Source organism: Micromonospora sp. NPDC049801, from assembly GCF_040656575.1.
Lineage (GTDB): Bacteria > Actinomycetota > Actinomycetes > Mycobacteriales > Micromonosporaceae > Micromonospora.
Genome location: NZ_JBFAMS010000009.1, coordinates 167,996 through 194,064 on the forward strand (window position 1 = coordinate 167,996; position 26,069 = coordinate 194,064).

Genomic DNA, 26,069 nt, shown 5'->3' on the forward strand with positions numbered 1-26,069 from the left:
CGCGCGGCGCGGGATGCCGGCGTGCCGCGCCTACCGGTAGGTGATGTCGGACGGCGAGTAGAGGCAGTTGACGCCGTCGGCGCCCTCACCGATCTTGGTCGGTTCGCTGCCCTTGGGTACGCCCTTGTACTTGACGCAGATCGAGGTCTCCCGGTCCGGGTCGCCGACGATGGTGACGCGGCTGAAGCGGGCGGTGTCGCCCCAGTTGGTGTTGATGCCGGCGATCGTGTCGGTGTCGCGGACGACCACGTTGTCGATCACCACGTGCCGCTGGTACGACGTGGAGCAGTTGCCGCAGGCCCGGTAGAGCTTCCCGGAGTTCTCCACCCGGAAGTTCCTGATGTAGACAGTGCCCGCGCCGTTGTGCTGGAAGACCTTGTCGCTGGCCGACCGCGCCCCGCCGCCGTCGACCGTGTACGTGGTCCCGCCCCGGAAGGTGGCGGCGTCCTCGCCCACGTCCTCCCACCAGACGTTGACCAGGGTGCAGTCGCCCTCGCAGTGCACGCCGTCACCGGCCGGCGCGCCGATGATCACGTTGCGCAGGGTGGCGCCGGCGGCCAGCTCGAACATCGGGTCCTGACTCTCGCTCTGCCCACCGTCGCCGATGCCGTAGTAGCGCCTCAGCCCGCCGTCGAAGGTGCCGGACACCGGGATCGTCGCGTCCACCTTCTGGCTGCCGGTCGGCGTCGGCCACCCGGAGGGTGGTGGGGCGGTCGGGCTCGACGTGGTGGGCGGCGTGCTGGTGGCCGGCGGTGTGGTCGGGGCGCCGCCGCCGGAGGAGTCGACGACCACGTCGTCGAAGCCGCCGCTGGCGTACGCGGTGACCAGCCCGATCCGCCCGGCGCCGGCCAGGCTGTTGCTGCCGGAGGCGATCTGCGCGCCGTTGACGAAGCCGCGGATGGTGCTGCCGATGACCTCGACACGCAGGGTGTACCAGGTGCCGGTGGTGACGCCGAGCGGGGCGGAGCCGATCGCCGTGACGCTGCTGCCGTTGACGGCCTGGAGTTCGGCCCGGCCGGAGCCGAGCAGGGCGAGGCGATACATCCTGGTGCTGCTGGTGGAGCGGGCGGCGAGCCCGACCAGAGCGCTGGACGAGCCGAAGCTCACCGGCCGGACGCGGGCCTGCACGGCGTAGTCGGTCCACCCGGTGTCGCCGGCGAACTGCCGGGCCAGTTCACTGCCCGTGTTGGACTGCTGGAACACGCCCGCGCCGTCGACCGTCCAGGTGCCACCGGACTTGGACCAGCCGGAGGCGTCGCCGTCGCTGAAGGTGTCGGTGAAGATGGTGGCCGCGAAGGCCGAGGTCATGCTGGCGGCGAGGGCCGCCACGGTCACGCCGGCGCACACCGCCAGCACCAGTGGTCGTCGTCTCCTGTGCACGGTTGTCCTCCTTGACGCGGGTGGTGGTGATCCCGGGACACGGACGCGCGGGGACGTGCCGGCACGGCGCGCTGACGCGAGAGCGGGATCGGTGTGCCCCGTCGGACGCCCGGATCCGACAGCGGGGTGAAGCGGGACGAAAGCCGTGGGAAAGGGCTTTCCCGTCTCTCCGAGGCTAGGACTACGCACATATCAGCGTCAATGCCTGACGCTTGCAGGTCTGTTGCAGGATTTCGGCGCGGGATTCAGAAGCTGTTCGGCTCGGTCAGCCGCCAGGCCGCGTTGATCAGCCCGATGTGGGAGAGCGCCTGCGGCATGTTGCCGAGCTGCGCCCCGGTGGTCAGGTCGATCTGCTCGCTGAACAGGCCCACGTCGTTGGCGCGACCCACCACGCGCTCGAACAGCTCCTCGGCCCGCTGCGGCTCACCCGCCATCACCAGGCACTCCACCAGCCAGAACGAGCACAGCAGGAAGCCGGCCGGGTCGCTCGTCCAGCGCCGGACCAGCCCGTCCTCCGTGCCCAGCTCACGCTCCACCATCGCGATGGTCGAGCGCATCCGGGGGTCGGTGGCCGGCAGGAAGTGCGCCACCGGCAGGGCGAGCACCGAGGCGTCCAGCTCCGCCGAGCCGAACGAGCCGGTGAACGCGCCCATCCGGTCGTTCCAGCCTTCGCGCAGCACCGTCTCGCGGATCTCGTCACGGACGCCGGCCCAGCGACGCGGGTCGGCCCGCTCACCCAACCGGTCGGCGAGCCCCACCGCCCGATCCATGGCCAACCAGCAGGAGACCTTCGAGGAGAGGTAGTGCCGTTCCTCGTCCCGGGTCTCCCAGATGCCCCGGTCCGGCAGGTGCCAGGTCGCCGCCACCTGCTCGGTCAGCCCGAGCACCATCTCCCGCAGCTCCGACTCGAACGTCGTGCCGAGGTAATCGCGCAGTCGCCACACCGCCGACAGCACCTCACCCGGCACGTCGAGCTGCCGCTGCTTCCAGGCGTCGTTGCCGATGCGCACCGGGCGACTGTCGCGGTATCCGCGCAGGTGATTGCAGTGGTGCTCGGAGAGGTCACGCTCGCCCTCCAACCCGAAGAGCACCGGCACCGGCTCGTCGCCGAACTGGCCGATCGACCGGGACACCCAGGCGAACAGTCGCGACGCCTCGTCCGGACAGGCGGCCACCCAGAGTGCCCGCATCGTCAACGAGAAGTCCCGCAACCAGGAGTACCGGTAGTCGTAGTTACGGTCGCCGCCGATCCGCTCCGGCAACGAACTGGTCAGCGCCGCCGCCACCGCGCCACTGCGGGCGTACGTGAGACCGGCCAACACGGTCGCGCTGTGCCGCACCAGCTCCGGGTGCCGGCCCGAGTACGTGTGCGTCTCCCGGAACGCCTCCCAGGCCCGGGTCGTGTCGGCGAGGGCGGCCAGCGGGTCCATCTGGACCGGTGGTTTGCCGTACGTCTGCCCGAACGCCACGTCGATCCCCACCACCTGGCCGGAGGAGACCTCGAACTCGTGGGTCACCCGGTCCCGGCCAGCCCGCAGCGGCATGCCCCCGGCCCGCAACACCAGCACCACCGGGCCGGCGCCGGCCACCACCGCGCCGCCGGGCCGCTCGTGCAGGTACGGCGTGAGCAGGCCGTACTCCGGGCGGGGGGCGAAGTCCAGCGCCATCCTGACCCGCCCGGTGAGGCCCTCGACCACGCGGACGAGTACGGCGGGCGAGTTCACGCCCAACTCGTGCGCGCGGGCACCGGGCTCGGCGGCCAGCGCGTCCGTCACCGAGACGCTGCCGTGCGGCGTGTGGTGTACCGTCCGCAGGATGAGCGTGTCCGGCCGGTAGGCGCGCTCGACCCGGTAACCGGGGCCACCGGCACCGACCGGCGCCAACCGGAAGTGCCCACCGTCCGGGTCGAGCAGCCTGCCGAAGACGGAGGCGCCGTCGAACCGGTGCGGACACCACCAGTCGATCGAGCCGTCGACGCCGACCAGCGCGCCGGAACGGGAGTCCGAGAGGAACCCGTAGTCGGAGATCGGCGGCTGTGTCACCAGCCGCGCGTACCCGGATCGGCCCGATTCAGGCCGACGCCGTCACGCGGTCGGCGGTTCGTCCTCGCCGGCCTCCTCGGCCCGGTCGGCCTCCTCCTTGGTGTGGTGCACCGCCTGGTCGGCGTGCTCCGGAGGGCCGTAGACGGTGTAGAGCACCAGCGGATTCGGACCGGTGTTGACGAAGTTGTGCTTCGTGCCGGACGGCACGACGACCAGGTCACCCGCGACGACCTCCCGCTTCTCGCCGGCGACCCGGGCCTCGCCCGTCCCGCTGACGAACGTCAGGATCTGGTCGATGCCCTCGTGCACCTCCTCGCCGATCTCCCCGCCCGGCGGAATCGTCATGATCACCAACTGGGTGTGCTCGCCGGTCCACAGCACCCGCCGGAAGTCCGGGCTCTTCTCGGCGACGGTCGCGATCGTGAAATGCTCCATGGCCCGCTCATACCCCGTTCGGTCCCGCGTCACGCCGGGACTGGCGGATGGTGGAATTCCCCACGGTCGGCAGGTTTGGATCCGCGCCGAGCGGGGATCGACAACGCTGACCGGCGCGAACGGCCGGTCGAGCCAGGTCCCCGCTGGCGTACCGCCGAACGGCTGCGGTGGTGGGAGACGGCCAGAGCGCGGCGACGTTGCGACCACGATCGCAGCGGCGCCGCGCGCTCGTTTGCGCGTACGACTCAGGTGTCGCGGTGCAGCCAGGCGAGCAGGTCGGGCGGGGCCAACCCCCGCGCCCGCCGCTCGTAGCGGGCCAGCGCGGCCGCGTCGAGCAGATCACGCCCCTGCCCCGAGCCGCCGCGACGGAAGAACGCCTGGCGGTCCCGCAACACGCCGAGCGTGTCCGGGGCGAGTTGGTCGGCGCGCTCGCGCATCCGGTCGAACGTGGCCGCCTCGACCAACGCGGGCCACCGTCCGGCGGGCACCTCGACACCCCAGCGGTCGGCCAGCAGTCGCATCTGTGCGCCCAGGTCGGCGCGGAGGTCGTCGTAGTGCACCAGCGCGATGTTCGGCTCGTGCCGACGGGCCCAGGCGTCCCGCAGGTGCCCGAACACCCCGGGCAGCGAGTCCAGCTCGACGCGCGGGTCGACCTCGTGGTCGACCCAGCTCGCCAGCCACTGCCCGAGCGGTGGACGGACACGCGGCGGTCCCGCCGGCGCGGGTTGGCCGGTCAGCTCCGCGACTCGGGTCCGGTCCAGGTTTCCCGCTTGGTGGTAGAGGGAGACGGCCATGTCCAGTGGATGCCGCGCCACCACCACATAGTGCGCCCGGGGGTCGAGCGGTACCCCGTCCAGCGGGGTGTGCGTCTTGATGAACCGGCGGTGCGACTGCGCGGCCAACCGCTCGTACACCACGTCCCGCGGCTCGCCCAACCAGTCCAGCCAGGGCGACAACTCGGACAGCGGCGCCGGCAGCTCCGGAGTGCCCAGCACCAGCAGCGCGCAGATCATCTGCATCCAGGTGGTGCCGCTCTTGGAGCGGGTGCTGATCACGATGTCGCCATCGCGGAACGGGAAGCCGAGCCAGCGGGCGCTGTCCTCGTCGGTGGAGCGGTAACGGTACGGCGACGCGGACATCGGGCGAGCGTAGTCGCCGAACCGACAGCCGGACAGCGGATTTTCGGTACCAGAAAGTGTGGAGGCATGCGAATGCCTGACTAGATTGAAGTATGGTGCCCGCCCACGGGGGCCGGGCAGTGGCGCCGGTCTACCGCCCCATCCTCACCAGCCGCCGACGCGGTGAGCTGGAAGCCCTGACCCACCTCGATCCCGCGGCCGCCCCGCTCGTCGCGCCGATCCTGGAGGTCAACGCCGTCGACCGTTCCACGAGGGACGGTCTGCGCCGACTGCCGGCCGGCCTGCTGCCGGCCGTCGACGTGACCGCGCAACCCGACTCGGTCGATACGGAGCTGGCCCGGTGGGGCGTACCGCTGATGCCTGTCATCGGCCTCGCGGAGAGTGAGCGGCGGCTCGTCGCGCACGGCGCGGCGGCTCGGGCGTACACCCGGCGGGCGCTGGTGCGGGTGCGGGCCGCGCACGACCGGGCGGGCCCGGACGCGGACACGACCGCCGTCGAGCGGATCTGGCGGTACACCGGCCTCGCGCCGGAGGAGTGCGACCTGCTGGTGGACGCGGGTGACGTCTGCTGCCCGGCGGACGTACGGGTGGCGGAGCCCCGGGTACGGCGGCTGCTGGACTGGGCCCGTCGCCACGCCTGGCGCTCGGCGACGGTGGCGGCGGGCGGCATGCCGCCGACGCTGTCCCGGCTGCCCGCCGACGAGCCGGTACGGCTGGAACGCTGGGACTGGCAGCTCTGGCAGCGGCTGGTCGACCTCGGAGTCGACTACGGCGACTACGGCGTCGGTCCGGCGCTACCCGACGCGGGCGACCTCGGCGACCGGCTACCCACCGTGCGGTACACCGCCGACGACGGCTGGTGGGTCTACCGCTGGTCGCGCCGGGGCGGCCGGGGCGACGACCGCTTCGCCGACCTCTGCCGGACGCTGGTGACTGCACCACACTGGTCGAGCGTCGGCGCGGCGTTCTCCTGGGGCGACCACGAGCTGCTGCGCCGGGCACGGCGAGGTGCCGGGGCCGGGTCCGCCGCCAACTGGACGGCGTGGAGCACGTCGCACCATGTGGCGCACGTGCTCGCCGCACTGCTGCGACCCGACGACCCCGGCCGGTCGGGTTGGGACTCCCGGCCGGGGCCACCGCAGCGGGGGCGATCGCCCCGGTGAGAGCCCCTACTGCTGCTCGGTGAAGCCGAACTGGATGATGCCCTCGTCGTCGACGGTGGCGTCCACCGAGGCGTCGCCGAGCAGGTCGGCGGCGTCCGGGTCGAGGAAGATCCGTGCGCCCTGGTTGTCGACGACCTGGTCACCCTGCTCCGGCTCGGGCACCAGCTCAACGGTGAGCGATCCGGCGTCGGCGTCGGCGGCGATCCGCACGCCACCGTCCTGGGCCACGTCCTGCTGGTTGGCGAGGTCACGGATGACGAGCACGGCGTTGTCGGTCATGGTGAGCATTGGTGGAACTCCTCGTGGTTTCTCGGCTCGCGGCCTGATGTCACGCAGAGGCGGACAAACGGCCCGCGTACGAGCACGCGTGGGAGGCGACGGGAGGTACGGACGGTCATCGCCGTCGCGTCGAATCGGGGCGGCTGACGGGCCCCTTCCCAGCCCACGGTGCCCGTTACCGAGCGATACGTCAAATAGAGCCGGATCAGTCCCGCTCTCGCTTCCGCGCTGGTCACGGCCCTGATTTGCCCACCAGCGAGCGGAACTATCCTTACGCTGAGTAAATGATGGATGACGCCCGCCGTGCGGCTGCCGAATTCCTCGGCACGCTGCTGCTGGTCTTCTTCGGCGTAGGCGCCGCCGTCGCCGCGCGGGTCCAGGGCGGCGTCGTGGTCGTCGCGCTGGCCTTCGGGTTCGTCATGCTGGCCCTCGTCTACACGATCGGCCCGCTCTCCGGCAGTCACGTCAATCCGGCGGTGACGCTCGGCGTCCTGCTCTCCGGCAAGATTTCGGTGATCGGCGCAGTCGCCTACTGGATCGCGCAGTTCGCCGGGGCGACCGTGGCCGGCTTCCTGCTCTGGGCACTGACCCGGTGGGGTGACGTCGCGGACCAGACCGGGGCGCTGGGCTCGAACGGGTACGGCGCCCACATCAACCGAGGTGGCGCGGCCGTACTGGAGATCGTGCTGACCTTCCTCTTCGTCCTGGTCGTGCTCGTCGTGACCAGTCGCAGCGAGAACCCCGGCATCGCGGGGGTTGCCATCGGTCTGGCCCTGGCCACGACCCAACTCGTCGGCGTGACGCTGACCGGCGCGGCGGTCAACCCGGCCCGCGCCTTCGGTCCGGCCGTCTTCGAGGGCGGGGTGGCGCTCCGCCAACTCTGGGTGTTCATCGTCTTTCCGCTGCTCGGCGGAGCGCTCGCCGCGTTGGTGGCCCCGCTGGTGATGGGCGGACAACGGCACTACTGGGGCGGCCACGAACGAGGGCTCGGCCGACCGGGACATCGCGAAGGGCAATAAGCCTCGTCACCTGCTGAGAGCAGGACGCGGGTCAGGCGGGGCGGTTCGGTGTGGGGGGTACCGCCGCGGGATCGCCGCGCTCGATGAGCGCGGCGATCTCGGCGGCATGCAGCCCGCGGAGCGTCAACACCTGGGTGCCCCACCGGTGCAGCCGGCACGGGTGAGGGCTGGCGTCGTTGCGACAGACCACCCCACCGGACCAGCGCCGGGGCGCGTGTACCACCACCGCGCGTACCGCGAACTGGGCATCCTCGCCCGTCACGTACGGCGGCAGGGGGATGTCGCGGAGCACCTCCGGCTCGTCGTGGCCGGGAGAAACGGCAGGACGGACGCGGTGGGCGGTACTGCTGCTCATCTGCGCTGCCTCCACAATGGAAGGTGGACGGGGACAGCAGAAAGTTACGTCCTCAGCGACGGAGGGCGACGGACAAACTGTCCCGCTCAGCGCAGCGCGACGGCTTGCAGGCCGACGTTCCCGCAGTGCTCGGTGTAGACCTTCTCGACCGTCCAGCTCACCACCAGCCGGGCGTCCTTCGGCGCCGCGAACCGGATGACGAACTGGGCGCTCTGACTGGTGTACGGGTCCTCCAGGCGCAGGGTGCTGACCGGCCCGCCCGTCGACAACCGCACGTCGAGCCGACCGCGCGCCATCCAGATTCCGGCGTACACCTGGACCGTGCGCGGCGCATCGCTGCCGACGACGGTCAGGCTGAACCCGTTGCCCACACCGCAGGTGTAGACACCGTCGGAGGTGCCCCGGTCCCACCGGTCGGGCGCGCCGTCGGACCAGCGGACCACCTCCTGGTTGCCGTCCCAGCCGATCCGGCGACCCTTCCCGCCCCCGTCGACGATCTCCCCGGAGCCGGACTGCTTGCGGACCGTCGAGTTGCCGCCGCGCTGCCCCCAGTGCATCCAGTCCCGGGTGCCCACGGCCGTCAGGTCGACCTCGGCGGGCACCTCGGCGCGGGTCAGCGACAGCAGCGGCGCGGCCGGCTTCGCCGACTCGGGGGCCGGTGGGCTGGTCGACGGGGTCGGTTCGGGTGAGGGTGGCCGCTGCCGGGGCCGCAGACCCGGCAGCGCCGGGCCGGCCTCGCTGGTACGTCCGTCCGCGCCCGGCAGGCCCGTCGGACGGGCGGCGCCGGCGGGCACCCCGCCCGGGCCGCCGACCGTCGCGTCGCCCGAATCGGGACCGGACCGCGTGCCGAGGTACGCCACGAGCACCACGAGACAGACGACCGCGCCGACCCCTTCCAGTGCCCAGCGCCGCCGCTGCCGGGCGCGGGCGAGCCGGCGCAGCGCTCGGTGGCCCAGTCCGGCCGCGGCAGATCGCGGCCGGTGCGACGCGGGTCGAGCGGCCGACTCGTCCCCGACCCGCGAACCATCCCGCGTACGGTCCTCGTCCGCCACCGACTCCTCCACGTTGCCGCCCGACCGCCACCGCACGTGACGGATCGACCGTCCACTGTGGGTCGTTCACGATTGCACCGGCGTGGTCGACACGCTAAATCGGGACAGCATGACGTGTCCAGTCCGGATCGGGACGGTATGGGACGGCCGGCTCACCCTCCGGTGGTCACCCCGGCTCAGCCGATGCGGAAGCCGAGCGCCTGCGCGATGACGAGAGCCTGCTCGACGTCCACGAGCGCGCCGGCCCGCTCGACCGACGTCGGGTCGAGCGCGGTGAGATCACTGCGCCGCAGGTCGGCGCCGCCGAGGCGGCAGCGCTGAAGTTGCGCTCCGGAGAGGTCGACGCCGGTCACGGTGGCCCCGGTGAGGTTCGCGCCGGTCAGGTCGGCCTCGCGCATCCGCACGTCGCTCAGTCGGACAGCGCGCAGGTCCGCGCCGGGCAGCGCGACGAACGACCAGTCGCCGCCGTCGACGCGTAACGGGCGCAGCTCGCACTGGACGAAGGTGCTGCCCACCAGCTTGCAGCCGGTGAACTCGGCCTCGAAGAAGTTGCAGCGCTTGAAGACACAGCGGGTGAACGCCGAGTCGAGGTGCCGGGACGCGTTGAACCGTACGTTGCCGAACGTGCATCCGGTGAAGACCGCGCCCCGGGTGACCGCCTCGGTCAAATCCACGTCGAAGAACTCGCAGGCGACGAACTGCCGGTCGGTCAACTCCTCGCCGTACCAGTCCTCGTGGCGGAAGGTCACGTCCTCGGTCAACTCCGGCATCCGGCCAGGCTAGTGCCGCCGACCGACACCACCGGGGAGCCGCCCCTTCCGGTAGCGGCGTACCGGCGAGTAGTTTCGGCGGCGTGAGTGTGGCGCGGAGCAAGGACCCGGATGAGATCGGCTTCGACCCGGAACGGCTGGCCCGGATCGACGAACACTTCGGCAGGTACGTCGACGACGGCCGGCTCGCCGGCTGGCAGGTGGTGGTCACCCGCCGCGGCGAGGTGGCGCACTCCTCGACGTACGGCCTGCGGGACCGCGAGTCGGGTGCGCCGGTCGGGGCGGACACGCTCTGGCGCATCTACTCGATGACCAAGCCGATCACCTCGGTCGCGGCGATGATGCTGTGGGAGGAGGGTCGCTTCGAGCTGACCGACGAGATCAGCCGCTGGTTGCCCGAGTTCGCCGACCTGCGGGTCTACTCGAAGGGCTCGACGCTCAAGCCGTACACGGTGCCGGCGACCGAGCCGATCCGGGTCTGGCACCTGCTCACCCACACGGCCGGCCTGACGTACGGCTTCATGCAGACGTCGGTGGTCGACGGGCTCTACCGGGCCGCCGGCTACGACATGTACCCGCCGCCCGGCGTCGACCTGGCCACGGCCTGCGCGGCCTTCGCCGAGTTCCCCCTGCTCTTCGAGCCCGGCACGGCCTGGGGTTACTCGGTCGCCACCGACGTGCTCGGTCGACTGGTCGAGGTGGTCTCCGGGCAGAGCCTCGATGCCTTCTTCGCCGACCGGATCTTCGCCCCGCTGGGCATGACGGACAGCCGCTGGTGGGTCGAGGGCGACGAGGCCGAACGACTGGCCGCGCTCTACGCGCCGGATCCGCGCAGCGGGCAGGCGTTCCGCTACGACCGGCTCGGCGCCCTGGCGCACCACAAGCCCGGCCTGCTCTCCGGTGGCGGCGGCCTGATCTCCAGCGCCGCCGACTACCACCGCTTCACCCAGATGCTGCTGCGCGGCGGCGAGTTGGACGGCGTACGTCTGCTCGGGCCACGCACGGTGCGTTTCATGGCCCGCAACCACCTGCCCGGCGGGCAGGACCTGGGCACCCTGTCCACCGGCGGCTTCGCCGAGAGCACCCTGGACGGGGTCGGCTTCGGCCTCGGCTTCGCGGTCGTCGAGGACCCGGTCCCGAGCCGGGTGCCGAGCAGCGTCGGCGAGTACTACTGGGGCGGGGTCGCCAGCACCGCGTTCTGGGTGGACCCGACCGAGGAGATCACCGCGCTGCTCTTCACCCAGCTCCTGCCGTCGAGCACCTATCCCCTCCGCTCCCAGCTGCGCCAACTCGTCTACTCCGCGCTCATCGACTGAGGGGTGGGGTCCGTCGCCCACGGCTGACGGACCCCACACCGCAGCTCAGCCGAGCTGCTGGGCCTGGATCGCGCGGATCTTCGCCGGCTTGCTGACGGAGAGGTTCGAGATCAGGTACGCCCGCACGCTGCCGTCGGGGAACACCGCCCACAGGTCGGCCACGCCGTCGGCGTTCAGGTCGGCGGCGAGGAGGCTGCTGACTGCCACGCCGGTGTTCCAGCCCGAGGCGAGCCGGTACTGGGTGTAGGCGAGCGCGCCGGTCCCGTCGCCGTTGTCGGTCATCGTCACGCCCTGCCACAGGTACAGGTCGCCGGTAGTGGCGTTGCGCAGGACCAGGGCCACGCCCGAAGCCAACTCGGTGCTGGCCAGGGTCCAGTTCTGCCAGTCGCTGCCGCCGGTCGGGGTGGCGGTGTTCAACGCCACCCGGAGGTAGAGGCCCACCGCCCAGGCGTTCGGGTAGTAGGCCAGTCGGTAACCGTTCGTCGTGTCGCCGACGATCCCGACCAGGTCAGGGATGTAGTCGCCGACGCCGTCCGCCACGTACCCGCTGACGAGCTGGATCGGGGAGTTGCCGTAGTCGTCGGCCAGGAATTCGCGCGCGAGGCTGACCGAGGCGCTGTAGGGCTTTGCCATCGTTCCGTCGCCGACACCCTTGATGATGACGCCGCCACCGGCGTTGTCGCCGCCCGGGTAGTAGGCCAGGAAGTCCTGGTTCGCGGTGCCCCAGAAGGTGCCGGTGATCATCTGGGCGCCGTCGAAGTCGGCCGGCGATTCATTGCCGGTGACGCCGTTGCCGTAGATACCGATGTTCACCGCTGGGACCTTCACCCGGCCGGTGCCGACGCCGGTGGTCGCGTTGATCCGGCCCCGCGCCGTCCAGACACCGGAGTCGAGGCGCGTCGTGGTGCCGCCGGCGGTCACCAGGTCCGGTACGCCGTCACCGTTGAGGTCCTTGTCGACCGGGCCGGTGACGGCGGTGGTCGGCGTGTGGACCGGTGCGGCCTGGGCCGGCAGGGCCGGGACGACGGCGAGCGCCAGGGTGGCAGGCACCGTCCAGGCGAGCAGCCGGCGACGGGCGGAGAGGTGCTTCATGGATTCCCCGTTCAGTCAATGGATCTTGTTTGGCTCACCGTAGTGGGCCCATGCCAGTCGGTCGCTCCCCTGAACGCCCGGCCGGGTTCGTCATAACGGCATCTCCGGGGCGAGCCGGCCCTAGCCTGGGCTGGTGAGCACCATCGTCGTGTTTGGCGCGGGCGGCACCGCCGGGTCGCGGATCGCCGCCGAGGCCGTCGACCGGGGACACCGGGTGATCGCCGCGGTCCGTCGCCCGGAGGCGACCTCGTACCTGCCGGACGGGGTACGGACGGTCACCGGCGACGCCACCAGCGAGCGCAGTGTCCGGGAGTTGGCGCCGGACGCGGACGCGCTGGTGGTGGCGATCGGCGGCGGCGAGCGCGGGCTCTGGCGCACGGCCGCCGAGACCCTGGTGACCGCCCTGCGGCCCATGCCGGCCGCGCCCCGGATCATCCATCTGGGTGGCGGGTCCACCCTGCTCACCCCGCGCGGCACCCGCTTCCTCGACGAGCCCGACTTCCCCGAGCAGTACCGGGACTCGGCGATGGGCCAGGCCGACGCTCTGGACTACTACCGCAGCTCCGCCGACGGGGTGCGCTGGACCTACGTCTCGCCGCCGCCGCTGGAGTTCCACCCCGGCGACCGCACCGGGCACTACCGCACGGGCACCGACGAGCCGGTCACCGATGACCAGGGCCGGTCGGTGCTCACCTACGAGGACCTCGCGGTAGCGATCGTCGACGAGATCGAGCAGCCCCAACACATGAACGCGCGCTTCACCGCCGCGTACTGACCGGCACGGCGGTCGGCGGTCGGCGCTCGGCGCTCGGCGGTCGGGCCGACCTCCCCCTCAGCCCCTGTCGAGCTGCTCCAGATATGGGGCAGACGCAGCGAGATGCGGAAGAACAGCTTGCGGTAGACAGCGCCGCACCCCCGCACCCCCGCACCCGCACCCGCACCCGCACCCGCACCCGGCGGATCGAACGGCACCGTCGTCGCCCGCCGCCCCACATCCGGGGCAACTCGACAGCGCACCACCCCTACACAGCCAACCCACCACCGCGACCGCACCCCACCACCGCCGCCCCACATCCGGGGCAGCTCGACAGCGCACCACCCCTGCACGGCCAACCCACCACCGCGACCGCGCCCCACCACCGCCGCCCCACATCCGGGGCAGCTCGACAGCGGACGAACAGCTGGCGGGTACGGACGCGTTCGAAGCGCGCGCTCAGTCGGCGAGGCGGGCCGGGAAACCGCCGGTGGCGATCGGACCCCAGGCATCAATGGTCACTCGGATCAGCGACTTGCCCTGGCGCACCATCGCCGCCCGGTAGTCGTCCCAGTCCGGGTGCTCGCCGGAGATGCTGCGGAAGTACTCGACCAACGGCTCCAGCGCCTCGGGCAGGTCCAGCACCTCGGCCGTGCCGTCGATCTGCACCCACGGGCCGTTCCAGTCGTCGGAGAGGACGCACGCCGAAACCCGGGGGTCGCGGCGGATGTTGGTCACCTTCGCCCGCTCGGGGTACGTGGACACCACCAGGCGACCCTCGCCGTCGATGCCGGCGGAGACCGGGGAGGACTGCGGCCGGCCGTCGGCTCGGGTGGTCATCAGCACGACGCGGTGTCGCGGCCGGAGGAAGTCGAGCAGGGTGTCCCGGTCGACCCGGGTGTTCTTCGCGATGCTGCGTGCCATCACTCGTTCCTACCAGGCCGGCGGCGGGTCCGCGGGCGGTGGGGGTCAGCGGGCGGTGGAGGTCAGCGGGCGTGGGGGTCAGCGGGCGTGGAGGTCAGCGCGGGTCGGCGGCGGTGCGGTGCACCGCCTGGGTGGGCACGCGAGGCCGACCGGCCGGGCGCCACGCCCGGCCGTTGGCATAGATCACCCGAAAGCCGAGGTACGAGGCGAGCGGCGCCCAGTGCGCGGAGCCCATCCGCAGTTCGGCGGCGTTGTGCCGCTGCCCGTTGGCCAGCACGTCGAGCAGGACGGTTTCGAAGGCGGCCGATTCAACCCAGTCGACGTCCCGGGTGAAACCGCAGATCAGGGCGGCGCCGGTGACCTCCAGGAACTCGCGCAGCACCGCGTCCGACGCGCGCAGCACCGAGCAACTGCCGAAGTAGAGCCGCCGCCCCTCACAGCGGCCGGCCATCAACTCGGCCACCTCGTTCAGCTCCACCGACTGCCAGTCGGTGAGGCAGAGCCGGCTCGGCTCACCGTGCATGGCGAAGAAGCCGACACGGTGATCGGCGTACTGCTTGAGCAGCCAGCGGTCCAGGAAGTAGAACAACTCGTCGCGGGTGGCGGCGTCCTTGTGGATGAAGCGGATCTTGCCGAGTCGCTCCAGCAGTTCGAGGGTGGGCAGCACGGAACCGCGTTCGTTGAGGTCACGGTGCCACTGACCCTCGACACAGAAGACGCCACCGCGTGCCACGCGCACCTCCGCCAGTTCGCCACCCGGGCCTGACGTTACCGCCCGCCCAGTGAAGTGGAACATCACCCTGGGTGCGACTGAATGCGACGTTCGGTGCCGTTCCCGCGTTCCCGGGCCGATCGGGGGAAATGGCTGTTTCGCAAATCAGCCGAATTCACAGGCGCTGCCCAGGAACGGACGAATCGTGAGGACAATTCTCGTTATTGCCGCCAACCGCACTGATCAGTGCGAAGGTGGAAATCGCGGGACGTCCCGGTCGATGTCCCAGAGCCACCCCATTCGCTCTCCTAACGGGAGGACTTCTGTGCGCGTAAACACCTTGAAGCGAGTTGCTGTCGCTTTCGCCCTGGCGTTGCCCGGGGCAGCGATCGCCTCGGTGGTCGCCGCGCCGGCAGCGTACGCGGACGGCTGTTACACCTGGAACCGCAACCTCTACCAGGGGCGCTCGGGCGACGACGTCCGTCAGCTGCAGATCCGGGTCGCTGGCTGGGCCGGCAACCGGGACATCGTCGAGAACGACGGCCGCTACGGACCGAAGACCGCCGCCGCGGTGAAGCGGTTCCAGCAGGCGTACGGGTTGCGCGCCGACGGCATCGCCGGCCCGCAGACGTACGCCAAGCTGTACCAGCTCCAGGACAACGACTGCACGCCCGCGCACTTCAGCTACAACGAGTTGGACAACGGGTGCGGCGGCAGCGGGTGGAGCGGCGGTCCGCTGTCGGCGGCCCAGACCAAGCAGAACGCGCTGCGCACCATGTGGAAGTTGGAGGCGTTGCGCAAAAGCCTCGGCGACAAGCCGCTGAACGTGACGAGCGGTTTCCGCAGCCGTGCCTGCAACAACCAGGTCGGCGGCGCGTCGGACAGCCAGCACCTGTACGGCCACGCGGCCGACGTCACCTCACGGACGTCGTCCCTGTGCACGGTCGCGCGGGACGCCCGTAACCACGGCTTCAGCGGGATCTACGGGCCCGGCTACCCCGACCACGACGACCACGTGCACGTCGACTCGCGGCGCGAGAACAACAGCGACGGCAGTTCGAACACGACGAACTGGTCCGCGCCGGACTGCGGGATCGGCGCTGGCAACGACTGAACCAGCCGGTCGGCGTGACGTCGGCCCGGCGCGGTGGGGAAACCTCCGCGCCGGGCCGACGCCCTGTCGCCCCGGGCAGAGCGGGCCGTGGGGTGACGCCGCTCAGCTCGCCCGGGGCCAGCGCGGCGCGGTGACACCGGGACTCACCGGGCGGCTGGCAGGCGCGGGTCGTACCCCCGTGGGGGTGGCCCGCGCGGCCTGGTGTCGCGCGGGCAGTCCGGCCCGGCCCGGGGCCGGCGCCGGATAGCCGGGGGGCGTGGCCGGCCGGACGCCGGCGGGGCGCGCGGACGACGGCCCGGTCGCCGTGAACGGGAACGGCACGTGCACGAACGGGTTGCCGTGCCGGATCAACGCCTCGATCTGCCGCTCGTTGAGCCCGTGCGCCTCCAGGACCCGACGCCCCCAGCGGTGCAGGCGGCACGGGTAGGACGCGCCGTCGTTGCGGCACAGCGGTCCGGTCGGCCACTCCTCGGCGGTGTGCACGACCACCGCCCGGACCGCGAGCCGGACATCCTCGGGGGTCAGTGGCGCCGGCATCGGCACCTCACCCAGCACCTGGTCGATGGGATCCGTCGACTGCTCACCAACACGCACGGCAGGCCTCCCGCAGCTCGGCAGCGGTACGGCGGACTGACCGCACCGACATCCTCGGGCATTGGTACGGCCGGCATCGGACGAAGGTTCAATTCCGGTACGCGGTAAGCAGATCCTCCGGCGATAGCACACGGAGCCCATCGACGGCGGTGCCGCTACGCGACACGGCAACGGTCGGTACCGATTCGTCCGCTCCGGGTAGCCGGGACCGGTGAAGAAGTAGTCGGCCCAGGTCATGGGCGTCGAAGGGCCGGTTCTCCTGCCACTTCACCGAGCCGACGAAGCAGATGCGCTCAGCGACCGGCCCCCGATCGGCACCGACGATGTCGATCTCCGGGTCGTTCGTACGCGTCCAATAGCCGCCGATCGCCGACGCTTCGGCCGGCAGCGTGTCTCCGGGCAGCCGGCGCATCGTCTCGCGGACGACAGGCTCGATCGCCCGACCCCGCCAGGACGTCCACGATCGCAGGATCCGCTGCAGGGTCAGGTCACCTCGCCCACGCTCGATCTCGGCCAGGTGGGGCCCCAGGAACGACAGCCAGAAACGCAAGTACGGGTCAGCCACCGCATACCTCGTTTCCCGTGACGGCTTGGTCGACAGCGGGACGGTGACCTCCACGGCCCGCTTCTGGGTCAGCAGACCCAGGGCACGGTTCAGGGACGCCTGCGGTAGGTCCCCCGCCGCACGGGAGATCAGCGTAAAGGTCCGTTCACCGGAGCCGATGGCCCGCAGCACCAGACCTGCCTGGGACTGGGGTGGAAACTCCGCCGCGAGCGCGCGTTCGCCGCTGACCAGCAGGGCCGAGGTCGGATCGCGTACCGCGTCGGCCAGATAGTCGTGCACCGACGCACCGGTCGGCCACTCGTCGAGGATCAGCGGCAGACCCCCGGACACCAGGTAGGCGTCGAACGCGTCGGCGGCGGAGAGGTCGAGCATGTCGCGGACATCGGCCGGGCTCAGCGGAGGGACGACCATCTCGGTGGCCCGCTGGTGGAACGGCCGACCATAGTCGTTCAAGGCCTCCATCATGGCCAGGTCCGAGCCGACGCAGATCAGCAGGACCGGCCGCCGGGACAGCTCGCGGTCGAAGACCTTCTGCAGCGTGCCCTCGAAACCCGGATCGCTCGCGATGAGGTACGGCATCTCGTCCAGGACGACGACGCTCGGCCGATCGGTCGGCAGGGCGGCGACGAGCAGGGTGAGCGCGGCGTCCCAGGTCCGTGGCTGCTGCTCGCTCAGCAGTTGCGCTTCGGGCAACGTGGAGGCGGCCGCCGCTTCCACGAAGAGGGCGAGGTCGGCGGCGGCAGAGGGCTGCGCGGAGGCGGTGAAGAAGAGGTGGGGGACCTCAGCCCGCTCGACGAACTCCTCCACGAGCCGGGACTTGCCGACCCGGCGGCGGCCGCGCATGAGCAGCGCGCGCCCCGGCCGACCAGCCCGGCCACCGCGAGCTACCCGGGCGAGCATTCCGTCGAGCAAGGCCAGCTCTCGCTCTCGTCCCACGAAACCGTCCATAAACCACCCTTGATGCTGTCATTTTTGGAACACTCAAAAATGAGTGTATCAACGACAGTGGCGCGAGCCAGCTCGCAAGCTCAGACGAGGTCGGCGTCGTGCACGAGCAGGGCCACCTGGACCCGGTTGTTGAGGTCGAGTCGGGTCAGCAGCCGGGAGACGTACGCCTTCACCGTCGCCACGCTCATGAACAACTCCCCCGCGATCTCGGCGTTGGTGTAGCCCCTGCCCAGGGCGATGGCGACCTGCCGTTCCCGCTCGCTGAGCGCGGCGAGCAGGCGCAGCGCCCGTTCGCGTCGCGGATCGGGGCCGGGCGGGCCCGGGTTGGCGGCGGTCACGTGGTTGATCAGCGTGCGCGTCACCGACGGGGAGAGCATCGCCTCGCCCCCGGCGACCCGGCGTATCGCGTGCACGATGTCCACCGGCGGGGTGTCCTTGAGCAGGAAACCGGCCGCTCCGGCGCGCAATGCCCGGAGCACCTGCTCGTCGGCGTCGAAGGTGGTCAGCACCAGCACCTCGGGCGGGTTCGGTTGCCCGCGCAGCGCCTCGGTGGCGGCCAGCCCGTCCACCCGGGGCATCCGGATGTCCATCAGCACCACGTCCGGGGCGTACGCGGCGACCGCGGCGGGAACCTCGCCGCCGTCGGCCGCCTCGCCCACCACCCGCAGGTCCGGCAGGCCGCCGAGGATCATCGAGAGCCCCGCCCGGACCAACGCGTCGTCGTCCACGATCAGCACCCGCACCGGCTCCGGCCCCGCCCCGCCGGTCGGACCAGCGTCGTGGGCGCTGGGCACGTCAGGAGAGCCGGGACCGCTGGGCTGTGCGGTCACGCCGGCCACGGCAGCCAGGCCGCCAGTCGGAAGTCGCCGGTGTCGTCCCGCCCGTAGGCGAGCCGGCCGCCGGCCAGGGCGACCCGTTCGCTGATGCCGACCAGGCCGGTGCCCGCGCCCGGGAGCGTGCCGCCGACCGGAGTGCCCACCGGCCATCGATTGGCGATCGCCACGGTCAGCCCGCTGCCCGGACCACCGGTCACGTCCACGGTGACGACCGCGCCGGCCGCGTGCTTACGGGCGTTGGTCAGACCCTCCTGCACGATCCGGTAGGCGGCCCGGCCCAGCGCCGCCGGCACCTCCGCCGGCCGCGCCACACCGTCGCTGACGTTGACCCGCACGCCGGCCGTCCGCGACTCGTCGATCAGGGCCGGAAGGTCGGCGAGGGTGGGCTGGGGCGGCTCGGGCGCGTCGCCGTCGCCGTCGCCGTCGCCCTCGGCCCGGAGCACCCCGATGACCTCCCGCAGGTCCTGCAGGGCCGCGTGGGCGCTGCCCCGGATCACCCCGGCGGCTCGGGCCACCTCGTCGGCGGGCGCGTCGGGGCGGAACTCCAGCGCTCCCGCGTGCAGGCTGAGCAGGGAGATCCGGTGGGCCAGCACGTCGTGCATCTCCCGGGCGATGCGGGTGCGCTCGAGGTGGCGGGCCTGGGCGACCCGCAACTGCTGCTCGGCCTCGGCCCGCTCGGCGCGTTCGCGTAGCGAGACGATCAACTGCCGGCGGGCCCGCACGAACATCCCCCAGGCCAGCACGGCCAGGGTGATCACCGCGCCCCAGGACACGGTGAGCCAGTACGGCATGGCCGGATCGGGACGCGCCCAGCTGAAGACCAGGTTGGTGAGCAGGCCGACACCGGTGACCGCCACCGCGACGGCCGTCCGGCGGTGCACCACCACGGTGAAGTACACGATCACCAGCGGGATCGCGGCGGCCATCGAGAACATGCTCAGCGGCAGGGTGGCCAGCGCCAACCCCAGCGGCCACCGGCGACGCACCCAGAGCAGACCGCAGCAGACCAGCCCGATCAGCGCGTCCACGCCGACCATCCAGTCGTGCGGAAGCGGGACGGCCGCCTCAGGGGTGGGCGAGAGGCTGTCGACGGTGGCGAACAGCACCCAGAGCAGGCTGATCAGGAAGGCCAGGCTGTCCACCACCCAGTCCCGGGTGGTGCGACGCGGACGGGCACGCTCGGGCTCCGCCGGCACCACCAGCTCCCCGGGCAACAGCCAGGGGTGCTCGGGGACGGCGATGCTGGTCACGCGCCCATGCTAGGCAGCTACCGGCCCGGACAACCAGCTACCAAAGTCTCGACCCGGGCGTCGACCAAGGTAGCTGCGGCACCGACCAGCGGCCGCAGCGGATGGCCGGCCGGCGGCGGCAGGCTCGACCGCATGATCACCGTGGAGAACCTGACCAAGCGGTACGGGCCGCACCCGGCGGTGGACGACGTGTCGTTCCAGTGCGAGCCCGGCACCGTCACCGGCTTCCTCGGTCCCAACGGGGCCGGCAAGTCGACCACCATGCGCATGATCTGCGGGCTCACCACACCGACCGCGGGTCGCGCCACCGTCGCCGGGCACCCCTACCGGGAGCTGCCCAACCCGGGACGGGAGGTCGGCGTCCTGCTGGACGCCTCCGCCCAGCATGCGGGCCGCACGGGCCGCGAGGCGTTGACGCTGTCCGCGTACACCCTGGGTTTGAGCAGGCGCGAGGTCGCCGCGAAGCTCGACCTGGTCGGGTTGAACGCGGTGGCGGCGAAGCGTCGGGTACGGGCGTACTCGCTGGGCATGCGTCAGCGGCTCGGCCTGGCGCAGGCGCTGCTCGGCGACCCCCGGGTGTTGATCCTCGACGAGCCGGCGAACGGCCTGGACCCGGAGGGGATCTTCTGGATGCGGGGTCTGCTGCGCGACTTCGCCGACCGGGGCGGCACGGTGCTGCTCTCCTCCCACCTGCTGCGCGAGGTGGAGGCGGTCGCGGACCGGCTGGTGGTGATCGGGGGTGGCCGGATCGTGGCCCAGGGCCGCAAGGACGAGCTGCTGGCCGGCGGCGGCACGGTGGTGCGGGCGCGCGACGACGGGGCATTGCGTCGGGCGCTGGAGGCGGCCGACCTGACCCCCACCGACAGCCCCGACGGCCTGCTCGTGCCGGCGGACGCCGAGACGGTCGGCCAGGCCGCGGCCGACGCCGGCGTCGCGCTGGCCGAGCTGCGCCCGGCCGGCAGCGGCGGCCTCGAACAGCTCTTCCTCACCCTGACCGCCGGCGAATCCACCCGAGAGGCCGTCCGATGACCACCACCACCGCCGCACCCACCGCCGGGGCCGTCGCGCCCCGGCACCATTCCCCGGTACGCCGACCGTCACTGCTCCGGCTCACCGCCGTCGAACTGCGCAAGCTCGTCGACACCCGGGCCGGCCGCTGGCTGCTGATCACCATCGGCCTCGTCGTCGTCGCGGTCGTCACCCTCCTGCTGATCTACGCGGAGGACGCCGAACAGACCTTCGGCACCTTCTTCGTAACCTCGCTGCTGCCCGCCAACGTGCTCCTGCCGGTGCTGGGCATCCTGTCGATCACCAGCGAGTGGTCCCAGCGCACCGCCCTCACCACGTACGCGCTGGTCCCCCGGCGGGAACGGGTGGTGACCGCGAAGCTGATCGCGGTGGTGCTGGCCGCGATCGCCTCCGTGCTGGTCGCCCTCGCCGTCGCCAGCATCGGGACGCTCGTGGCGTCGGCCACGGGCGGTGCGGGCACCTGGCAGGTCGGCGCGACGCTGATCGTCAACGGGGTGATCGTCCAGGTGGCCGTGGTGCTGATGGGTGCCGCCTTCGGTCTGCTGCTGCTCAACCCGCCGTTGGCGATCGTCGGCTACCTGCTGCTGCCGACCCTCTGGTCGGTGCTCGGCGAGATGGTCCGGCCCCTGCGCGGTCCGGCCGGGTGGCTGGACACCAGCCGGACCATGGACCCGTTGTTCAGCAGCGATGCGCTCACCGGCGAACAGTGGGGGCGGCTGGCGGTGTCCCTGCTCGTCTGGATGGTCCTTCCGTTGGCCGCCGGCCTGGTCCGGACGCTGCGCCGCGAGGTGTCCTGACCATGGACGCGGCCGACTACCGCCCCCGCACAGTGGTCACCGGTGGTCCGCTGGAACTGGTCGTCCTGTGGGGTGGCTTTCCGCTGCTCGGCGCGGGCGCCGGTTGGCTCCTCGCCGCGTCGACCGGATGGCTGGCCCGGCTGTCGTGGGTGCCGTTCGGCGACCTCATCAGGTGGTTGGACCGGCTGCCCGAACCGCCGGCGACCCTCGGCGCGATGGCCGTCGGCGTCCTGGGCGGCCTGGTCGTCGCCGGGGTCGGCACCGCCGAACGGCTGATCGTCACCGTGGACTCCACGCAGGTCCGGCTGCGCCGCGCCGACCAGGTACGCACCGTCGCACGGGCCGACACCCGGGCCGCCTTCCTGGCCGACAAGCACCTGGTGCTGCTCGACGGCGACGGCGCGGAACTCGTCCGGGAGTCGACGGACCTCCCGGCGGCCCACCTGGCGGCGGCGTTCCGCGCGCACGGCTGGGCCTGGACGGACGACGATCCGCACCGCTCGGCGTACCGGCTGTGGGTGCCCGACCTGCCGGGGGCTGCCGGTCGGCGCGGACGCTCTGCTGCGCGCCCGGGAGCGGGCCCTCGAACGGGACCGCCGCGACGACGTACGGGAGCTGCGCCGCGAACTCGGCCGGCTCGGCGTGGTGCTGCGCGACGAGGGCGGACGCCAGTACTGCCGGACCGTCGCCCGGCGGGCGGGACAGTCGACTTCGGCAGAGCGGGAGCCGGAGGGGCGGTAGCGTCTGTTCCAGCAGATCCTGGGAGCGCGCGATGACCGAGCAGCAGCCGTACCGGGTGGTGTCCCGACACCCCGGCTTCGAGCTGCGCCGCTATCCGGCTCACCTGGTGGCCGAGATGCGGATCCAGGCGTCGTTCACCCGGGCGCCGATCGAGGCGTTCCGGCCGCTGGCCGCGTACGTCGGGGGCGCCAACCGGGCCCGACAGCCGGTCGGGTCGGCGCTGCCGGCGACGTCCACGGCCGACGGCGCGACGAAGATCCCGATGACGCTGCCGGTCGTCCAGGTCGAGGGCGAGTGGCCGGGCGCGTACCTGATCCAGTTCGTTCTGCCGGCCACCGTCACCGCCGCGACGGTGCCCGAGCCGGTGGACGCCCGGGTACGGATCCACGAGGTCCCGGCCCAACTGGCGGCGGCGATGCGGTTCTCCGGCCGGTGGACGGAGCGGGCGTTCAGCCGACGGGCCACCATGCTGGGCCGGTCGGTGACGGCCGCCGGGCTGCAGCCCACCGGCGCCATCCGGTACGCGCGTTTCGACCCGCCGTGGAAGCCGTGGTTCCTGCGCCGCAACGAGGTCGTGCTGCCGGTCGTCGAGTGAGCTGAGTGGGCTGCCTACGGTCTTGGGCGCGGGAGCATCCGGTCCGGACGCTCCCGCGCTCACTAAGATCAGCTGACGTACACCGGCGCGCTGGTCGCCGACTGGAAGTCGGTCGATGTGCCGGGATAGACGACACGCCAGTAACCGGCCGTCTTCTTGTAGATCGACGTGGCGAAGTCGTAACTGCCGCCCGCATAGATGGTGGCCGGCGTAGCCCAGGTGCCGTCTTCGCCGGTGGCCGAGAACTGCACCTTCAGTGGCACCGTCCCGGGGGACGACCCACCGGTGAACTCCATCTCACCGCTGAGGGTCACGGTCGTCGCGTTCTCCCGGACCGCCGAGAAGCTCCGGAAGGCGGCCGGCTGGAGCACGGAGATGTTCGTGCTGGCGATCGCGGGGCTGACGAACTCGTCGTTCATCGAGTAACCGACCTGGAGGCGGCCGGACTCGTACGGCGAGGTGGTCAGCGAGTAACGACCGTCCGCGGCCGTGGTGGCAGAGCCGAGGAACGTGCCGCAGTAGTCGGCGCTCATGCAGAGGGAAACCCCCGGCTGCGCACCAGGCACCGGCACCCAACCCTCCGGCGTCCGCCAGGTCAGCTGGCCGCTAACCGTGACGGTCTCATCCTTGAGGATCTTGGGTCGATCCGCCTCGATGGTGATCCGCATCGGCCGCTTGTTGATCGCGATGGTGGTCTCGCCCGACCGCGACGAGCCGTGGAAGAGATGGTCGTTGTCGTAGCTGTAGGCCGCGTACACCATCTCGTCCTTGCGACCGATCGTGACCGTGCCGGTGAAGGAACCATCGGCCCTGGTGGTGACCGCTTCCCAACTAGAGTCGGCGTTCACCGACATGGGGAACCTCCCCAGGGACCTGATCTCGCCGCTGCCCGGCCAGCGACCCTTGAGCCATCCCCGCACTGTCACGTTGCGGTTCTCGTAGGTCACCGTGGTGCGGTTCAGCGTGACGTTGTCGAAGAACGTGACCACCGAGTAGTTCAGGTCGCCGGCATCGGTCTGAGTGACGTGGTGACCGGCCTCGTCGGTGACCTCCACGTCGACCCGGTAGTAACCGAGCTTGTCGAGGATGATCGGGTTGGATCGCCACACCCCGTCACGCTCGGTGCCGGACTGGAGGTAGAAGTCCTCCTGAACGGCGACCTCTGCCCCGGTGTTGTACTCCCGGATGTGCGCACGGACGTCGGTGACGTCGCTGGGCGACGTGATGGACACCAGCAACGTCCCCAGATCGAGGTCGTAGTCGCTGTGCGCGGACGTGACGATCGGAATCTCGTCGGCGTGTGCGGTCGCGGGAAGCCCCACGATCGCGGTCGCTGCGGCGACGGCGACCGCCACAGCAAAACGGGAACGGATCAAAACTGACCTCCAGGAAGGACCGGCGATTCGCTTCGTGGCGGCCGGCAGTGGGAGCCTACCGATCGGGTCCGACAGCTACGTCCACCCCGCTAGGCTGACGTCGTACCCATGTGGACGGAGGAGCCATGACCCGGTACGTCGCCCTGCTGCGCGGGGTCAACGTCGGCAGCACCCGCCTCGCGATGGCCGACCTGCGCCGGATCGTCACCGACCTCGGCCACGACGACGTCACGACGTACCTGCAGAGCGGCAACGTGGTCTTCGGCAGCACGGTGCGCGACGCGGAGAAGCTCGCCGCCGGCATCGAGCGGGCGCTCACCGACGAGCTGGGGCTCACCGTGCCGGTGCTGGTGCGCAGCGGCCGGGAGTTGGCGGCGGTGGCCGGCGGAAACCCGTACGCCGAGATCGACGACGACCCGAAGCGGCTGCTGGTGGCCTTCCTCGCGACCGCTCCGAAGACGTCGCTTGTCGACGCGCTCACCGTGCCCGGTGGCGAGAACGTGGCGTTCACGGTGACCGGCCGCGAGGTCTTCCTGCACTTCCCCGACGGCGGTTACGGGCGGACGAAGTTCACCAACGCGTACCTGGAGAAGCAGCTCGGCGTGGTAGGCACCACCCGAAACTGGAAATCGGTGCGCACCCTGGCGGAGATAGCGGCCGGTTGACCGGGCGGGCGCGCGACGCCCGCCCGGGACCGGTCAGAAGTGGTACGCGGTCTCGTACTCGGGCACCAGCACCCGGCTGCGCGGCGAGATCCGACGCACCGCCGCGACCATCTCGTCGAGGCGGGCGCGGTCGGCCGGCGCGACGACCGGCGGGTTCCGCAACGGCGTCTCGAAGTTGTCCCAGTGCACCGGCACCACGACCTTCGGATAGTCCAGACCGGCCAGCAGCCGGGGCAGGTAGTCGGCGGTGGTGGTGGCGCTCTGCATGGCCACCATCGCCACGTCCGGCGCCAGGCCGGTGAGGTTGCGCTCGGCGACGTCGCTGGCCCCGGTGAGGTAGACCGACGGGCCGCCCGCGACCCGCAGCAGGTAGCCCAACGTGTCGCCCTCCGGCAGGTCCGCGATGGTCGCCGGCCGCGCCGGCTGACTCACCCGCACCCCGGGAAAGGCCACCGAGTACGACGCGTTGCGGCTGTGCAGCGAGCCGACCACCTCGACGGTGTGGTCGCCGAAGTCGAGCACCTCCCCGCCCTTCACGGCGCTGAGCTGCGCCGACGGCACCCCGTACGCCAGTCCCAGGTGGTACGCGGTGAGGGTGCCGAACACCCGCGCGCCGGTCCGCCCGGCGATGTACGGCACGTCCATGAAGTGGTCCCAGTGCGTGTGCGTGACCAGCACGGTCGTGGCCTTCTCGACGCGCTGGTCGATCACGTCGGTGCGCACGGTCAACGGGGTGTCCGTCTTGAACGCGCCGGCGAACAGGCCGGTGTCGATCCGGCTGAGGAAGGGGTCGACCAGGATGGTCCGGTCGGCGATGTCGATGCGCCAGCCGGCCGTACCCCACCAGCGGAAGCTGACCGCGCCCTTTGCGCGGGTGGTCGGCGTGGGCGCGGCGGCCGGGGGCGCGGCCTGGGCCGGGGCGGTCGAGGCGGCGAGTCCGCCGGCCGAGACCAGGGCGGTGGTGGCTGCGGCGTCGCGGAGGAAGCGACGGCGGTCGAGGTGGGACATACGGATCTGCTCCCCGTGTCGGTTGATCGGTCGACCCGAGCCAACCAGCGCCCTCGGGCCCAGGTCCAAGATCGAACGCTGTCGCCTCCGATACGCCAGCGCATATCAGGCCTGCTCGA

At 71.6% G+C, this 26,069-nt stretch carries 27 protein-coding genes; 10 read left to right on the top strand and 17 right to left on the bottom strand.

Annotation, left to right across the window (positions count from 1 at the left end; translation table 11 throughout):
- Positions 1 to 30 precede the first annotated feature (30 nt).
- The 4 genes from AB0I89_RS18370 to AB0I89_RS18385 form a co-directional block, all read right to left on the bottom strand.
- On the bottom strand, positions 31 to 1,380 hold the full coding sequence (locus AB0I89_RS18370) for a pectate lyase (RefSeq protein ID WP_357127727.1): 1,350 nt from the start codon (positions 1,378 to 1,380) through the stop codon (positions 31 to 33).
- Positions 1,381 to 1,625: 245 nt separating this feature from the next.
- The gene (locus AB0I89_RS18375) at positions 1,626 to 3,422 is read right to left on the bottom strand and encodes a glycoside hydrolase family 15 protein (RefSeq protein WP_357127730.1); all 1,797 of its coding nucleotides are present in this window, start codon (positions 3,420 to 3,422) and stop codon (positions 1,626 to 1,628) included.
- Positions 3,423 to 3,464: 42 nt separating this feature from the next.
- Positions 3,465 to 3,857 (bottom strand): cupin domain-containing protein, encoded by a 393-nt coding sequence (locus AB0I89_RS18380; protein WP_355051904.1) that lies wholly within the window; start codon positions 3,855 to 3,857, stop codon positions 3,465 to 3,467.
- 245 nt (positions 3,858 to 4,102) lie between these two features.
- A complete protein-coding gene (locus AB0I89_RS18385) occupies positions 4,103 to 4,996 on the bottom strand; it encodes a sulfotransferase domain-containing protein (RefSeq protein WP_357127733.1) in 894 nt (297 codons plus the stop codon).
- 92 nt (positions 4,997 to 5,088) lie between these two features.
- Between AB0I89_RS18385 and AB0I89_RS18390 the strand changes: the two genes are divergently transcribed.
- A complete protein-coding gene (locus tag AB0I89_RS18390; protein WP_357127736.1) occupies positions 5,089 to 6,159 on the top strand; it encodes a hypothetical protein in 1,071 nt (356 codons plus the stop codon).
- A 6-nt stretch (positions 6,160 to 6,165) separates the two neighbouring features.
- Here the strand turns inward: AB0I89_RS18390 and AB0I89_RS18395 are convergent, their stop codons facing one another.
- A complete protein-coding gene (locus tag AB0I89_RS18395; protein WP_357127739.1) occupies positions 6,166 to 6,447 on the bottom strand; it encodes an adhesin in 282 nt (93 codons plus the stop codon).
- 275 nt (positions 6,448 to 6,722) lie between these two features.
- Here AB0I89_RS18395 and AB0I89_RS18400 point away from each other — a divergent pair, with 275 nt between their 5' ends.
- Positions 6,723 to 7,457 (top strand): aquaporin, encoded by a 735-nt coding sequence (locus tag AB0I89_RS18400; protein ID WP_357127742.1) that lies wholly within the window; start codon positions 6,723 to 6,725, stop codon positions 7,455 to 7,457.
- A gap of 31 nt (positions 7,458 to 7,488) precedes the next feature.
- On the opposite strand, the gene AB0I89_RS18405 is transcribed toward AB0I89_RS18400, so the two are convergent.
- From AB0I89_RS18405 to AB0I89_RS18415, 3 genes are all read right to left on the bottom strand, one after another.
- Complete coding sequence (locus AB0I89_RS18405; protein WP_357127745.1) at positions 7,489 to 7,812, bottom strand: hypothetical protein; 324 nt, start codon at positions 7,810 to 7,812, stop codon at positions 7,489 to 7,491.
- Between the two features lie 86 nt (positions 7,813 to 7,898).
- Entirely contained in the window at positions 7,899 to 8,864 is a 966-nt protein-coding gene (locus AB0I89_RS18410; RefSeq protein WP_357127748.1) for a hypothetical protein, read from the bottom strand.
- 176 nt (positions 8,865 to 9,040) lie between these two features.
- Entirely contained in the window at positions 9,041 to 9,634 is a 594-nt protein-coding gene (locus AB0I89_RS18415) for a pentapeptide repeat-containing protein (RefSeq protein ID WP_357127751.1), read from the bottom strand.
- 83 nt (positions 9,635 to 9,717) lie between these two features.
- On the opposite strand from AB0I89_RS18415, the gene AB0I89_RS18420 reads away from it, so the two are divergent.
- The gene (locus AB0I89_RS18420; RefSeq protein WP_357127754.1) at positions 9,718 to 10,950 is read left to right on the top strand and encodes a serine hydrolase domain-containing protein; all 1,233 of its coding nucleotides are present in this window, start codon (positions 9,718 to 9,720) and stop codon (positions 10,948 to 10,950) included.
- A gap of 45 nt (positions 10,951 to 10,995) precedes the next feature.
- Here the strand turns inward: AB0I89_RS18420 and AB0I89_RS18425 are convergent, their stop codons facing one another.
- On the bottom strand, positions 10,996 to 12,042 hold the full coding sequence (locus tag AB0I89_RS18425) for a hypothetical protein (RefSeq protein WP_357127757.1): 1,047 nt from the start codon (positions 12,040 to 12,042) through the stop codon (positions 10,996 to 10,998).
- Between the two features lie 133 nt (positions 12,043 to 12,175).
- Between AB0I89_RS18425 and AB0I89_RS18430 the strand changes: the two genes are divergently transcribed.
- The gene (locus AB0I89_RS18430) at positions 12,176 to 12,817 is read left to right on the top strand and encodes an NAD(P)H-binding protein (protein WP_357127760.1); all 642 of its coding nucleotides are present in this window, start codon (positions 12,176 to 12,178) and stop codon (positions 12,815 to 12,817) included.
- A gap of 438 nt (positions 12,818 to 13,255) precedes the next feature.
- On the opposite strand, the gene AB0I89_RS18435 is transcribed toward AB0I89_RS18430, so the two are convergent.
- A complete protein-coding gene (locus tag AB0I89_RS18435) occupies positions 13,256 to 13,720 on the bottom strand; it encodes a PPOX class F420-dependent oxidoreductase (protein WP_357127763.1) in 465 nt (154 codons plus the stop codon).
- Positions 13,721 to 13,814: 94 nt separating this feature from the next.
- Positions 13,815 to 14,453, bottom strand: a complete 639-nt coding sequence (locus AB0I89_RS18440; RefSeq protein ID WP_357127766.1) for a hypothetical protein — start codon at positions 14,451 to 14,453, stop codon at positions 13,815 to 13,817.
- A gap of 304 nt (positions 14,454 to 14,757) precedes the next feature.
- Here AB0I89_RS18440 and AB0I89_RS18445 point away from each other — a divergent pair, with 304 nt between their 5' ends.
- Positions 14,758 to 15,546 (top strand): D-Ala-D-Ala carboxypeptidase family metallohydrolase, encoded by a 789-nt coding sequence (locus AB0I89_RS18445; RefSeq protein WP_357127769.1) that lies wholly within the window; start codon positions 14,758 to 14,760, stop codon positions 15,544 to 15,546.
- A 102-nt stretch (positions 15,547 to 15,648) separates the two neighbouring features.
- On the opposite strand, the gene AB0I89_RS18450 is transcribed toward AB0I89_RS18445, so the two are convergent.
- From AB0I89_RS18450 to AB0I89_RS18465, 4 genes are all read right to left on the bottom strand, one after another.
- Positions 15,649 to 16,140, bottom strand: coding sequence for a hypothetical protein (locus AB0I89_RS18450; protein WP_357127772.1), 492 nt, complete (start codon positions 16,138 to 16,140; stop codon positions 15,649 to 15,651).
- Between the two features lie 88 nt (positions 16,141 to 16,228).
- Complete coding sequence (locus tag AB0I89_RS18455; protein ID WP_357127775.1) at positions 16,229 to 17,641, bottom strand: DUF234 domain-containing protein; 1,413 nt, start codon at positions 17,639 to 17,641, stop codon at positions 16,229 to 16,231.
- Positions 17,642 to 17,733: 92 nt separating this feature from the next.
- The gene (locus AB0I89_RS18460) at positions 17,734 to 18,447 is read right to left on the bottom strand and encodes a response regulator transcription factor (RefSeq protein WP_357128038.1); all 714 of its coding nucleotides are present in this window, start codon (positions 18,445 to 18,447) and stop codon (positions 17,734 to 17,736) included.
- Between the two features lie 32 nt (positions 18,448 to 18,479).
- Positions 18,480 to 19,739: a histidine kinase gene (locus tag AB0I89_RS18465; RefSeq protein ID WP_357127778.1), complete on the bottom strand. Its 1,260-nt coding sequence runs from the start codon at positions 19,737 to 19,739 to the stop codon at positions 18,480 to 18,482.
- 132 nt (positions 19,740 to 19,871) lie between these two features.
- Here AB0I89_RS18465 and AB0I89_RS18470 point away from each other — a divergent pair, with 132 nt between their 5' ends.
- The 4 genes from AB0I89_RS18470 to AB0I89_RS18485 are packed head-to-tail and all read left to right on the top strand — an operon-like array spanning position 19,872 to position 22,901.
- Positions 19,872 to 20,768, top strand: coding sequence for an ATP-binding cassette domain-containing protein (locus tag AB0I89_RS18470; protein WP_357127781.1), 897 nt, complete (start codon positions 19,872 to 19,874; stop codon positions 20,766 to 20,768).
- On the top strand, positions 20,765 to 21,565 hold the full coding sequence (locus AB0I89_RS18475) for an ABC transporter permease (protein ID WP_357127784.1): 801 nt from the start codon (positions 20,765 to 20,767) through the stop codon (positions 21,563 to 21,565). Before AB0I89_RS18470 ends, AB0I89_RS18475 begins: the two co-directional genes overlap by 4 nt.
- A 2-nt stretch (positions 21,566 to 21,567) precedes the next feature.
- The gene (locus AB0I89_RS18480; RefSeq protein ID WP_357127787.1) at positions 21,568 to 22,341 is read left to right on the top strand and encodes a hypothetical protein; all 774 of its coding nucleotides are present in this window, start codon (positions 21,568 to 21,570) and stop codon (positions 22,339 to 22,341) included.
- A complete protein-coding gene (locus AB0I89_RS18485; RefSeq protein ID WP_357127790.1) occupies positions 22,338 to 22,901 on the top strand; it encodes a heme-binding protein in 564 nt (187 codons plus the stop codon). The genes AB0I89_RS18480 and AB0I89_RS18485 overlap by 4 nt, the downstream gene beginning before the upstream one ends.
- Positions 22,902 to 22,969: 68 nt before the next feature.
- Here the strand turns inward: AB0I89_RS18485 and AB0I89_RS18490 are convergent, their stop codons facing one another.
- Positions 22,970 to 24,256: a hypothetical protein gene (locus tag AB0I89_RS18490; protein ID WP_357127793.1), complete on the bottom strand. Its 1,287-nt coding sequence runs from the start codon at positions 24,254 to 24,256 to the stop codon at positions 22,970 to 22,972.
- Positions 24,257 to 24,402: 146 nt separating this feature from the next.
- On the opposite strand from AB0I89_RS18490, the gene AB0I89_RS18495 reads away from it, so the two are divergent.
- Complete coding sequence (locus AB0I89_RS18495) at positions 24,403 to 24,942, top strand: DUF1697 domain-containing protein (RefSeq protein WP_357127796.1); 540 nt, start codon at positions 24,403 to 24,405, stop codon at positions 24,940 to 24,942.
- Between the two features lie 33 nt (positions 24,943 to 24,975).
- Here the strand turns inward: AB0I89_RS18495 and AB0I89_RS18500 are convergent, their stop codons facing one another.
- Entirely contained in the window at positions 24,976 to 25,950 is a 975-nt protein-coding gene (locus tag AB0I89_RS18500; RefSeq protein ID WP_357127799.1) for an MBL fold metallo-hydrolase, read from the bottom strand.
- Positions 25,951 to 26,069: the final 119 nt, after the last annotated feature.

Excerpts from the sequence above, each read along its gene's own strand:
- AB0I89_RS18495 (WP_357127796.1), top strand. The coding sequence starts at position 24,403 with ATGACCCGGTACGTCGCCCTGCTGCGCGGGGTCAACGTCGGCAGCACC.
- AB0I89_RS18485 (WP_357127790.1), top strand. The coding sequence starts at position 22,338 with ATGACCGAGCAGCAGCCGTACCGGGTGGTGTCCCGACACCCCGGCTTC.
- AB0I89_RS18385 (WP_357127733.1), bottom strand. The coding sequence starts at position 4,996 with ATGTCCGCGTCGCCGTACCGTTACCGCTCCACCGACGAGGACAGCGCC.
- AB0I89_RS18390 (WP_357127736.1), top strand. The coding sequence starts at position 5,089 with ATGGTGCCCGCCCACGGGGGCCGGGCAGTGGCGCCGGTCTACCGCCCC.
- AB0I89_RS18435 (WP_357127763.1), bottom strand. The coding sequence starts at position 13,720 with ATGGCACGCAGCATCGCGAAGAACACCCGGGTCGACCGGGACACCCTG.
- AB0I89_RS18400 (WP_357127742.1), top strand. The coding sequence starts at position 6,723 with ATGATGGATGACGCCCGCCGTGCGGCTGCCGAATTCCTCGGCACGCTG.
- AB0I89_RS18395 (WP_357127739.1), bottom strand. The coding sequence starts at position 6,447 with ATGCTCACCATGACCGACAACGCCGTGCTCGTCATCCGTGACCTCGCC.
- AB0I89_RS18425 (WP_357127757.1), bottom strand. The coding sequence starts at position 12,042 with ATGAAGCACCTCTCCGCCCGTCGCCGGCTGCTCGCCTGGACGGTGCCT.
- AB0I89_RS18380 (WP_355051904.1), bottom strand. The coding sequence starts at position 3,857 with ATGGAGCATTTCACGATCGCGACCGTCGCCGAGAAGAGCCCGGACTTC.
- AB0I89_RS18405 (WP_357127745.1), bottom strand. The coding sequence starts at position 7,812 with ATGAGCAGCAGTACCGCCCACCGCGTCCGTCCTGCCGTTTCTCCCGGC.
- AB0I89_RS18470 (WP_357127781.1), top strand. The coding sequence starts at position 19,872 with ATGATCACCGTGGAGAACCTGACCAAGCGGTACGGGCCGCACCCGGCG.
- AB0I89_RS18415 (WP_357127751.1), bottom strand. The coding sequence starts at position 9,634 with ATGCCGGAGTTGACCGAGGACGTGACCTTCCGCCACGAGGACTGGTAC.
- AB0I89_RS18475 (WP_357127784.1), top strand. The coding sequence starts at position 20,765 with ATGACCACCACCACCGCCGCACCCACCGCCGGGGCCGTCGCGCCCCGG.
- AB0I89_RS18480 (WP_357127787.1), top strand. The coding sequence starts at position 21,568 with ATGGACGCGGCCGACTACCGCCCCCGCACAGTGGTCACCGGTGGTCCG.
- AB0I89_RS18500 (WP_357127799.1), bottom strand. The coding sequence starts at position 25,950 with ATGTCCCACCTCGACCGCCGTCGCTTCCTCCGCGACGCCGCAGCCACC.